The 12,325-nt window shown below is 34.3% G+C and carries 10 protein-coding genes; all 10 read right to left on the reverse strand.

What is annotated here, in order from left to right; all coding sequences use genetic code 11:
- Window positions 1-118: 118 nt before the first annotated feature.
- The gene (locus tag QO263_RS17865; RefSeq protein ID WP_285624422.1) at window positions 119-1,240 is read right to left on the reverse strand and encodes a 2-hydroxyacyl-CoA dehydratase subunit D; all 1,122 of its coding nucleotides are present in this window, start codon (window positions 1,238-1,240) and stop codon (window positions 119-121) included.
- Window positions 1,241-1,257: 17 nt separating this feature from the next.
- Window positions 1,258-2,496 (reverse strand): 2-hydroxyacyl-CoA dehydratase subunit D, encoded by a 1,239-nt coding sequence (locus QO263_RS17870; protein ID WP_285624424.1) that lies wholly within the window; start codon window positions 2,494-2,496, stop codon window positions 1,258-1,260.
- Window positions 2,493-3,290, reverse strand: coding sequence for an acyl-CoA dehydratase activase (locus QO263_RS17875; protein ID WP_285624427.1), 798 nt, complete (start codon window positions 3,288-3,290; stop codon window positions 2,493-2,495). Before QO263_RS17875 ends, QO263_RS17870 begins: the two co-directional genes overlap by 4 nt.
- Before the next feature lie 169 nt (window positions 3,291-3,459).
- Window positions 3,460-5,073, reverse strand: coding sequence for a class I adenylate-forming enzyme family protein (locus tag QO263_RS17880; protein WP_285624429.1), 1,614 nt, complete (start codon window positions 5,071-5,073; stop codon window positions 3,460-3,462).
- A gap of 41 nt (window positions 5,074-5,114) precedes the next feature.
- A complete protein-coding gene (locus tag QO263_RS17885) occupies window positions 5,115-6,350 on the reverse strand; it encodes a CaiB/BaiF CoA transferase family protein (RefSeq protein WP_285624431.1) in 1,236 nt (411 codons plus the stop codon).
- Window positions 6,351-6,469: 119 nt separating this feature from the next.
- On the reverse strand, window positions 6,470-7,480 hold the full coding sequence (locus QO263_RS17890) for an electron transfer flavoprotein subunit alpha/FixB family protein (RefSeq protein WP_285624433.1): 1,011 nt from the start codon (window positions 7,478-7,480) through the stop codon (window positions 6,470-6,472).
- 12 nt (window positions 7,481-7,492) lie between these two features.
- Entirely contained in the window at window positions 7,493-8,290 is a 798-nt protein-coding gene (locus QO263_RS17895; RefSeq protein WP_285624436.1) for an electron transfer flavoprotein subunit beta/FixA family protein, read from the reverse strand.
- A gap of 15 nt (window positions 8,291-8,305) precedes the next feature.
- Complete coding sequence (locus tag QO263_RS17900) at window positions 8,306-9,433, reverse strand: acyl-CoA dehydrogenase family protein (RefSeq protein ID WP_352169041.1); 1,128 nt, start codon at window positions 9,431-9,433, stop codon at window positions 8,306-8,308.
- Between the two features lie 30 nt (window positions 9,434-9,463).
- Complete coding sequence (locus tag QO263_RS17905) at window positions 9,464-10,603, reverse strand: YkvI family membrane protein (protein ID WP_285624438.1); 1,140 nt, start codon at window positions 10,601-10,603, stop codon at window positions 9,464-9,466.
- A gap of 1,133 nt (window positions 10,604-11,736) precedes the next feature.
- Window positions 11,737-12,315: a phosphatase PAP2 family protein gene (locus QO263_RS17910; protein ID WP_285624440.1), complete on the reverse strand. Its 579-nt coding sequence runs from the start codon at window positions 12,313-12,315 to the stop codon at window positions 11,737-11,739.
- Window positions 12,316-12,325 lie beyond the last annotated feature (10 nt).

The raw sequence follows: 12,325 nt of genomic DNA on the forward strand, positions 1-12,325 counted from the left end.
GAGCGGAATGGAGAGCTGAAGTTAATGGTACATCACTTCCATTCCTTCTTCAGAAGATAAATTATTGTAATTGCTACTTTGTTTACATTGAAAAAGTTTTAAATAATACAATAATTTATTAATAATCCATACTTTCTATAAAGCCTTGAAGTCTTGTATTAATTTGCTCAAAGGCTGTTGCTTGCTGGCCAACCTCAATTACTAATAGAGGAATATTCTCTTCCTTCATCCTTGACATGATAATTGGTACATCATATTCCTCAGGATCGCAAAACTTCATTAATGCTAATACGACTCCATCCGCTTTGGAATGATGAGCTAAGTCAACTAAATGCTGAATACGTTGCTTATATGGATCAAAAGCCAAAGAACAAGCATTATGGTTTATCCATTGCCTTGCCAAGCTTTTTAGAGCATCTCCTGCAAAAGGTACATCTGTCCTAAACTGTCTAGATTCTTGTGCTAAATCATCTCCAACTACATCAATTCCTAACGCTTCAAAATGGCTGAGAATGCCTTTAGGCTCTAGCATAATTCCAGAAACAACAACTCGTTTGTTTTTAGAATGCTCTGCTGGCTGTAGTCGAAGCTTCTCATTTAACTTCTTAATATAGCATAGATACTCTTTCTTGTCCATAAAATAGGATGCTTTGATAATTTGATGACGCACCGTAGGGGAAATAGTAGTTGTATGCATAGCAGCAATTTCTGTAAACTCACGCATAGCTGCTCGATAATCATTGTAAAGAATTATGCTTTCTCTTAATGCTTCCTCTGTAATATCTACATTTAAAATATCTTCTAATTTTTTAATGATCAATCTGTATTCATTTTCTAAAAATAATTCTGCACTTTGTACTCGTCTATTTTGTGGGTAAACAAAGGGAATAGCCGGGCAAGCTCCCTTCCACTTCTGTCCAAAGCACTTTAGAGTATCACACACTGCAGGAATTAAAACTGCTTTTAATATATCGTAAGTACCTCTGGTTTCATATTCCATTATAGACTGCATTATTGAGCAAGCAAATGCTGGAAGGTAAGTTCTAGCTTTTCTAAGTTCAACCTCTCCTCCCCATAGTCCCACAGGTATACAATTTGCAGCATAGATTATTTCCTCTGGCGCATAAGGTGCAACCCAACCTACTGCATTTTTATGATTTTTTTCACAGGATAGTTTAACAGCTTTGTCTGGTGAATCAGCAATTTCTATAAGATAATTAATAATTTGATTTATTTCCATTTCATTCTCCTTTCTTTTTAATCTCCAGAACTATTTCTGGAGGGAACCTTTTGACTCATCATTTCTACTAAAGCTTCGATGCGTGTTTCATATTGTGCCTTAGAATAATTTCTTGGATCAGCCTGGTCTCCATCAAAAGTCGTAATAGGAATATTCAAACTATCTCTCAATTCTTTTCCCACTTCATATTGAAGAAAATCACACATTTTACAGCTACGATTCATATGCATAATTACACCGTCACATTGAGTTTCTTTAATAATACTTTTTCGAAGATTAATTTGACCATCTAAGGATAGATTATTTCCCATGCCTGTATAAGCCCTTGCCATTTCAAAAAGATTTCCCGGCGTATACTCCAATGCCCAAGCCGAAGGATACGTTGAACCAGTCATGTTGACTCCATGTTGCTTTAGAACTTTGTACGTATGAGATAAATATGGCCAACATGCTATTCCATCCCACATGATTCTATATTTTTCATCTGCACCCTTTAATCCACACTCGCCCCTTGAAATCTTTTCTTCTAGTTCTTCCTTTAATTTTCTGAATGTCATTCCACATTCTGCTTTTCCCCTCATACAGACAATTAACGCCATATAATTAAACATATCAAAACCACTTAAAGGCGAAGGACGAGCTGAACAAAGCATAGTAGCATCATACCAGTCTTTTGCGTTCTGTGCAGATATCTTCATGACTTCTTGAAATTTTTTTTCATCAAAAGGCTTATTGCAAATTACTTCTAATTGATGAATGATGTCATGAAATTGTGCTTCAACATATTTTATATTCTCTTCTGTAATTTCTTTATCATGATTATATGGGACATCAACAATAAGCAAAGGTATATTCAATTCATATGCAATATTTTCATACCACTTTAATAGAGTTTCACAGATGTTGTTACATAGTAAAACTAAGTCTGGTAACGGCAGTTCTTCTGATATACATTGCTGTACATCCATATAGGCTAAATTTGCTCTAGCATAACCACATATATCATTGGAGTATCCTTTTCGCTCTGCATATTCCAATAATTCTGGCGCTCCTTTACGTGCTGCAATTCCTACAACATGATTTTCAGGATAAACGGTATAGATTCCCATAGCCTCACAAAATTCACAGGGAGCAATGGAACTGGACCAACAAACTAAATCACCTCGTTCCTTAGCTTTTCTTGCATCCTCCATATTTTTAGCTACCAATATATCCAGCATTTCTTTTGAAGTCATACTTTCATTGATAATACTCATATCCTACTCCTTTCTTGTCCAAACTCAACAGCAAAGAGTGCTGCACCAATTGCACCAATTAGCTGAGGAGTTTTGGCTACGTAAACTTTTTGTTTTAAAGCTCTTTCCAAAGCACGAACTACACCTTGATTTTGTGCTACACCGCCAGTCAGTGAAAAATCCTTTTCCATACTGGTACGATATAATAAGCCAAGTGCACGATTAACAATAGAATTGTGTACACCTCTAGCAATATCTTCTCGTCTAGTATCTTTGGATAATAATGAAATTACCTCAGATTCTGCAAATACAGTGCATGTACTACTTACAGTTGCTGGATTTTGTGATAATTCATCTAAAGCATCCAATTCATCAATAGGTGTTTCCAGTATACGTGCCATGACTTCTAAAAATCTTCCCGTGCCAGCTGCACACTTATCATTCATATAGAAACTTAGTACTTTCCCTTTTTCATCAATAGAAATGGCTTTAACATCTTGCCCTCCAATATCTAAAACCGTTCTTACATTTTTGAAGACAAAATTAATCCCCTTGGCATGACAACTTATTTCACTAAATTGTTTATCTGCATATTCAAGCGAATACCTGCCATATCCAGTAGCCACCGTATAGCTGACTTGCTCAACAGATAAATCTGTTGTCGAAAACAACTCATCAATTACTTTTTTGGGCCCACTAGTTCCCGTTCCTAATTGCACCACACTTGTGTGAATGATTTCTCGATTTTTATTCATTAATACAGCTTTAGATGATGCTGAACCAATGTCCACGCCTAAATAATAAGAAGTATTCATCTACTTTACTCCTAACCATGAAGAAAGCACTATTTTCTAAACCTCAGAAGTTCCTTCATAATATGATGTATTTAGGTTAATAAAGGCAACCTATAATCCTTTCTTAAAAGTATCAAATACGGTTGGTATATATCTACTATATTGACATAGATCCAGTCATTCCTTCTCATCATTTTGATAGCTCTAACATTCCCATTATCTTATGTTTTGCCAACTTTTTGATAGATACAAGATCAATTTTTCCTGTACTGTTCATCGGAAACTTATCTAGTTGAAAAACAAAATTCGGTGTTTTATAGCTAGCAAGATGATGTTTAACAAAGTCTTTTAATCCATCAGCATCAATTTTTTTACCTGGTTTCATTACTACTAACGCAGTAATCTCTTCCTGAACAGCAGTATCTACATCTACTCCTATAACTTTAGCATTAAGAATATCCTCGCTATAATGCTCTATAACGCATTCGATTTCACTTGGAGAGATGTTTTCTCCACCTCGAACGATCATATCACTCATGCGTCCGCAAAAGTAAAAATAATCATTCTTATCACGATACCCAACATCATCAGTTTTAAGCCAACCGTCATGAGTATACTTTTCCAGGTTCTTTTGTTGCATATCATAATACCCCTTCATTACACAAAAGCCTCTTGCCTGGATTTCCCCTTTAACATTTACATCGCACTCACAATTGGCTTCATTGTCCCAAATACGTATTTCCATATTAGGAATTGCCTTACCTACGGTTTCTGATTTTAACATAGTATCATCATCATAGTCTGACAAAGTAATTAAAGGTGATGTTTCAGTCTGACCATATCCTATTTGTAAATGAGGAATATTTACCTTCGAAACTAACTCACGATATTTCTCACCCACTATGCCTGAACCTGCTAAAATACCAGAATTCCATGATGAAATATCATAACTGCCAAAGCTTGGATTCTTAACTAGAAGCATTAACATAGAAGGAACCACATTAAATGCTGTAACACAATACTTCTCTATGAATTTCATAGCTTGGTCTGGTTTATATTTACGCATTATTATTGTAGGCATTGCAACCATTAATCCCAATAATAATCCACATGTCATACCTGAGCAGTGGAATATTGGCATACCAATCAGCATAATATCTTTATTTTTATTCCATCGCATTAAATCTGATAGTATTCTCGCATCATTAAGTATGCTATAGTAAGATAGTAAAACACCTTTAGGTAGATGTGTGCTCCCAGAAGTAAAAAGCATACAAGCTGTATCGTCAGTTGCAACCAATCCCTTGACTTTATTAAGTTCTTCCATAGCTTGTAATCCTATGGAATCATTGGATTTCTGCAATTCAAAGGCTTCATCAAATATACTTATGATACTAAAATAGTCTTTTAACTTAGGAAGATCCTTCTTGACTTTATTAATAACTTCCAAATAGTCAATAGAGCCTGTAGATTCTCCATAGAATAAATATTCAGCATCAGCATAGGATAAAATACTTTTCATTTCTAAATGCTTATATGAATAGTTAAAAATAGCTGTAACTGCACCGATCTTCATTGCTGCATATATGATACAAATCTGTTGGATAGAATTAATGCTCCAAACCCCCACATGTGTACCTTTTTTAATATTTTTTTTTATCATCGTTGCTGCTATGATGTCGGTAATTTCATCCACTTGCTTCCAGCTATAGCTGACATCATCAAAAATATAGGCTATGTCATCAGGATAATCTTCTGCATTTTTTTTCAACACATCTGAAAGAGTAACATTCAATAAATCCATTTTATCCTCCTTGCTCGATAAGTACAGTCAACTTACTAGAATTATTTTTCTTGATCAGCATGTAGATGCTTCTCAATTAGAATGCCTTTTGATATCATTTCTTGAATCTGTACTTCGCTATATCCAAGTTCAGCTAAAATCTTTGAAGATTGCTCACCTAAGAATGGAGCACGATTTCTCGGTGGAAGTGTAACGCCGCCAAATTTCGCAGGTGTAGCACTCTCTATATATTGATCACCATTAGGCTGAGTAAACTTGGACAAGTACAAATTATCCTTTGCTTGTTGAGATTCTAATATTTCATAAACATTACATACTATGGAATGAGGTATATCATTCTCTCTTAAAATTGCATCTAATTCATCTCGAGTGAATTTTAAGAAGCCTTCACTAATAATTTGAACAATTTCTCTACAGTTTTCATTTCCCTTAGCAAATGTATTATATTCTGGATTTTCAATTAGCTCTTCTCTGCCTATAATCCTCATGAAATATGGGAAATAGCGTTCATACTCATGACAGCATACCATTATCCACTTATCATCCTTACACTTATAGGTGTTATTTAAAGGAGTATTCTCAAGACGACTTTTTGGATATTTGTCTAAATCACTGCACTGAATAGAAAGTATAGGCTCTAGCATATTGTAAATAGCTTGTCCATAAAGCGATACAACAATTTTACTGCCTTCTCCACTACATTTTTGCTTGTACAATGCAGCACATATTGCAGCAGCCATAGTACTAGCAGTAGAATTATCTCCAAATGAACTTGGAGGAATTACAGGAGCTGTATCTTTTTCCATAGAAGCAATCATTGCTCCTCCTAATGCCCAGAAGCAAACATTATCAAACCCCGGGTCATTTGCCATTGATCCTGTTTCTCCAAATCCAGTCATATGTGCATGGATAAGTCTAGGATATTTGTCATGAAGAGTATCATAATCTAATCCCAACTTTTCAAGAGCACGGCCACGATTATTAGTTAGAAAAACATCCGCATCTGCCAATAATTTATCCATTACTTCCTTACCTTCAGTAGTCTTCAAGTCCAAGGCAATACTTTTTTTATTGGCGTTATGAACATCGTACGTAATATATTTCATTCCAGGTAAAGGAACCGCATAACGTGTCGTATCTCCTTTTGGTACAGCTTCTACCTTAACTATATCAGCACCCCAATCGGCTAATATACGTCCAGCTGAAGGTGCTGCTACGTATGTTGTTAGTTCAACTATTTTCACTTCTTCTAATAGATTATATGGATTATTACTCATAATTCGTTTCTCCTTATATAATGTATTTAGGTTAATAAAGGCAACCTATAGTCCTTTTTTAAAAACTGATAATTATATAATTTAAGCTGAATTTTCTCGTAATCTTTATTAGTTAGCCTTTAATTACTTTTGTGTTTTTTTAATTCTTCAATAAATTGTGGTATAACCTCAAAAAGATCTCCTACAATTCCATAATCCGCGGCTTTAAATATAGGTGCATCTGGATCTTTGTTGATTGCAATAATAGTATCTGAGCCTGACATCCCTGCTAAGTGCTGAATTGCTCCAGATATTCCACAAGCTATATATATTTTAGGAGCTACGGTTTTTCCTGTTTGTCCTACTTGATGAGCATGTGGTATCCAGCCACTATCCACTGCCGCTCTAGATGAGCCTACTGCTGCTCCCAATACTTCAGCTAATTCCCGAATGTAGGAGAAGTTTTCTGCTTTTCCCAATCCACGTCCTCCAGAAACAATAATTTCTGCATCTTCTAAATTTACTTCTGCCAATACTTCCTTTATAGTTTCACATATTCGAGTTCGAACGTTTTCTTCTGGTATTAAAATGTCTTCTTGAATAATTTTTCCCTCTGCTTGTCCATTTCGTAATGGTTTTTTATATACACCAGGTCTAACTGTTCCCATTTGCGGACGACGATCTGGACATTCAATTTTTGCCATAAGGTTTCCACCAAATGCTGGACGTATCCAAGTTACATTATTGCTTTCTTGGTTGAACTCAATATTAGTACAGTCTGCAGTTAAACCGGTTCCTAGCTTACAAGCTACTCGTGGACCAAAGTCTCTTCCATTACTTGTTGCTCCAATTAAGATGGTATTTGGCTTATATTTGTCAACTAGCTGTGTAAAGCATAAATAAACTGCATCAGTTAAGTACCTATTATATACAGGATTATCAACTAATATAACTTCATCTACTCCATATTCTAAGGCTTCTTTCGCTACTCCCTGTACATTATGTCCAATTATAACGGCAACTAACTTTTCTCCTAATGCATCAGCTATTTCCCTGCCCGGACGTAATAATTCAAATCCTACTTTTTTTTCTTTTCCATCTTCGGTTTCAACATAAACCCACACATTTTTATATTCTGAATTCACACTCATGATTTGCCTCCTTTACAGTACTTTAGAATCTACTAGTAATGACATTAAAGCTTTTACAGAATTTTCTACTGTTTCTTGTTGGATAATTACGCCATTTTTAGATCGTACTGGTGTATAGGTTTTCTTCACCTTTGTCGGAGAACCTTTTAATCCGCATTTCTCTAAGTTTATGGATACATCTTTTGAAGTCAACACTGGAATTTCTGCTCGATTTGCAGCCATTTTGCTTTTTATAGTAGCATATCTTGGCTCATATTCTGTTTTGGATACTGTAATTAACGCAGGAGTTTGAACTTCAATCCAATCGTATCCCTGATCATTGTCTCTTTTGATTAGTGTTTGAGCACCTTCCTTTTTTATATCGATTGCATAGGTTACTTGAGGTAAACCCAGATGTTCTGCAATTTCTGGTCCCACTTGCCCAGTATCTCCATCTATGGCTTGCATTCCACAGAAAATCAAATCAAATTTGCCCTTTTCTTGCTCCAAGAATCGAATATAAGTAGATAAAATATAACTTGTAGCTAAAGTATCAGATCCCCCAAAAACTCGATCACTGATTAGATACGCTTCATCTGCCCCTACAGATAGACATTCCTTTAAAGCTGTTTTTGCTTGTTCTGGTCCCATTGAAATTACTGTTATTTTTCCACCTTCCTTTTCCTTTAGGCGAACAGCTAATTCCAAAGCATAAGCATCAAAGGTATTTACAATACTAGGTACACCCTGACGTATAAGGGTATTAGTTACAGGATCAATCTTGATTTCTGTCGTATCAGGAACCTGTTTTACGCAAACTAAAATATTCATTATAAATCCCTCCTATTAATGCAGCATTATTCCTGAAATAACAACGCGTTGTATTTGATTTGTTCCCTCATATATTTGAAGAATCTTTGCATCTCTCATCATTTTTTCTATAGGATATTCTTTCATATAACCGTATCCGCCAAATATTTGTAATGCATCACAGGCCACTTTCATGGCAGTATCTGATCCCATCACCTTACTCATGGCAGAGTAAATAGAATAGTCTGCTCCATCGTCTATCAGCTCCGCAGTATGGTGTACTAGCTGACGAGCCGCTTCTGTTTGGATTTGCATGTCTGCAAGCATAAACTGTAGCCCTTGCTTATAGGCAATGGGCTTGCCAAATTGAACACGCTCTTTTGAATACTTTACAGCTTCATCAATAGCTCTTTGTGCTAGTCCAACACCAGTAGCCCCAACGAAAGGACGAGAAGTATCTAATGTCTTCATTGCATAAACAAATCCTTTGCCTTCTTCCCCAATTAAATGATCCTTTGGAATTCTGCATTCATCAAAAATAACCTCGGTAGTATTCGATAATCGGATTCCCATTTTGTCTTCATGTTTTCCAATAGATACACCTGGACGATCTCTTTCCACAAAAAACGCTGATAAACCTTTAGTTCCTTTGGATAAGTCAGTAGATGCAAATACAGTATATACTCCAGCTACTCCTCCATTAGTGATGAAACACTTTGTTCCACTTAATACATATTCATCTCCCTCTAAACGAGCTTTTGTACTTACAGAAGCTGCATCTGAGCCAGCATTTGGTTCTGTCAAGCAAAAAGCAGCTAATTTCCCAGATACAAGGATATCAAAGTATTGCTTTTTTTGTTCAGCAGTTCCAAATAAATTTATAGTACTGCATGCAGAATTATTTGCTCCAATAGCTGAGGCAATCCCACAATCATATCTGCCTAATGCTTCCGCAATATACACCTCAGTTTTTCGATCCACCATCGCTCCACCATATTCTTCAGGAACCTCCAACAAGTGAAGTCCCATATCTAAAATATCCTTATAAATTTTTTCAGGAAATTCACCAGAGGCATCAATTTCTCCCACTACTGGAGCTACTTCTTTTTCCATGTAACTTTCAACTAATTCTCGTAAATCTTTCATTTCATTTGTAATTTGCATAATAATCCTCCTATTCTTGAAAATATTTAGCTAATTATTACAGTTACTCTTTTTATGTTTCTTATTTCGAAAATGTCCATAAGTTAAGGATGGCAAAATTACCAAGAAAATTCCAATGTAACCAAAGTAAGAATATCCTACAGCAATAATCTTTGTTAATCCTACAGAAGAAACTAGCATAGAAATCAAAATTATTATTATACCTACAATCAAAGATAAAGTGTTTTTGTTATTTGCAATTTTAAGACCCTTTTCAGTAGAAAGACGGCTAAACAGCATTATATTTCCATAAACTACAGCAACTGCAGTAGATAGAAATGCGCTAAATAAAGCAATAGAGTAAATTGCAACTAAATAGCCTCCACCCATAAGTTTTGTGGCAGCTAATATTGGTAACGTTTCTTTTGCAACGTCAGGCATATACGCTTGAATGAATAACACAGTTAATGCAATCATAACTCCATTAATAATAAATCCAATTCCTGTTACCTTTGTACAATCTTCATCTGTTTTTGTTAATGACGTTGCACCTAAAAGACCTAAAAATGCAAAACATTGAAATCCAGCATAGCTTAAAGCCTTCCAAGCTCCTTTCCAAAATGTTGATCCATCAACAGATTGAGATAAGTTTTGCTGTAAAATCGCACTGTTTTTACCTATTCCTTGAACGCAAATTACTAAAAATGAAACAACTATTAATATAGTTAAGACAGAAGAAGCTTTACTAACCAAATTTGATCCAAACATACTTAATAAAAGTGTCAATATACCAATGATTAATACGGATAATAAATATGTTATCCCAAGGACTTGAGTTAATAATGTTGCAGCTCCAGCAATAGATGCACTAACTGCCAACATCCCTGCCATTATATAGCAAATGTCATAAATTGGAGATAAAATTTTGTTATATGGTTGAAATAATACTTTGCCAAATGAGTGGTAATCATAAGCATTATAATGACGTGCCATAATCATATTTTCACGATAAGTTAATCCTACGACAACCATTGATAATACAGCAAATAATGCTGCATGCTTACCATATTGAATAAAAAAGCTCATTGTTTGACTCCCGCTAGCAAAACCACCTCCTACATGCGCACCAAACCATACAGATGCAATACTAAAGACACCAGCCCATGCTAAACCTTTTCCTTCTTTGCTCATCTTTAATTCTCCTTATCAATTTATTTAGATTATTAAAGGGAACCTATAAAACCTTGTTAAATAATAAACGAACAAACTTAAATATATAATAAATTTATTAGACAGAGTTACACCATACTCTCTTTGAAACCAAGATGTGTTACCTCTATCTGATAAAGAGCCACAAATAGGTTATACATTTACTCTTTCTTTCATTATTTTTATTAGTTAATTCTTCAAATACTTATTATTTAGTATCTAATTATTATATAAGCATTTTTTGTGCCAATTATTTAAACCGCTACAAATAGCCTTTTTAAAAAATTGTTTTGAAATTATCAACAAATTTTTAACAAATATCGGTGCATAAATGCCACACTATATATGCTAGCGGTGTATTAATGCACCGATTATATTTTTAATATCAATATCTACGACTCATTTCTCCTTGAACTTACTTTCTGAAAAGTCTCTATATAATAAAAATGGTGCTATTTTGCCGACTTTACTTTTATAAATTTTATATTTTTTCATTCTTGCTTAACATATTATTCCTCACTATTTCAAAGGTCTTTGCACTGTTTATAGTTAATTACAATATCAAGACTATTGTGATTCCTCAATAGCCATATCTGCCTTTGCTTCCATAATATATTTCTTTTATTTTTTCTATTTCTAAGAAAAATTTAGTCATGCAAAAATGCACCTCTTAGAAGGAGCTTGATTGCAAATATAGATTAGGACTCTCTGTTTACTTATTAAAGAAGTGTGGAACCGTTCATGGTGAACGTAGAAAGGAAAATTCATATGGTAATGTAACAATGAAATCATTTTATAGAGTTATAAAAAAAGAGCTTATTCAGAAAGCTAATTACGCTTCACCTGAACAAGCTGAGAAAGAAAACTATAATATAATATTAATTGAATTTATTCTTCATTGGTATATATTTTCAATATTAATACGAAGTACTAATTTCTTCCTTATGGAACTTGGTATCTGTTTTATTTGTATGCTCTGATATTGTATTTCCTAACAGAATAAATCAAACTGTTATTATCGATTTTCTTTAGTTTATTTAGTAATTTCAAAACTGCTTTTTAGCTTAGCTTGCACATTAATAGATTCTCTTTATCCATATGTTTTTTCTTGATGCTTAAGCATATGTAAAAATCACTATTGAAGTTGATACTATTCCAATAATAGTTCCTGCAATCAATTCTTTTATAGTATGTCTTCCCATATTTATTCTTGACCAGAACACCATTGGAAGCAATATCAATGCATACCATGCCTTTCTGCCTACAAAATATATGAACAGTGTCATAGGTCCTGATACCCCACATGCATGTCCGCTTGCTTTAAATTTTATTACCTTGTTGACAAATGTGAGCACTATTCCAGAAACCAAATATGATAAAAATATTGTTGTTAGTCCTTTTGGAGCCTTAAATATGATACATACTATTGTACCAATAATATAACCCATAACTCCCGTTATGAATGCAAGTTTTCTTTCACCACTTCTTCCTTTATTCCTATATTTTGGTATTATGTTTTTAAGCCCATAAGCAGAAATAGGCATTAGGAATAAAAAAAGAAAAGCAAAAATACACCATGCAAAACTGTTATTAAAAACATAGCTACATTGCCTAAATAAAATAATTAATAATGCAAACGCGATGACAGGCACCACTGTCAAAATACTTATTATTTTAGCTATTTTTAGCTTCATACTCTTTACC

This window comes from Proteiniborus sp. MB09-C3 (genome assembly GCF_030263895.1).
Classification (GTDB): Bacteria; Bacillota; Clostridia; order Tissierellales; family Proteiniboraceae; genus Proteiniborus.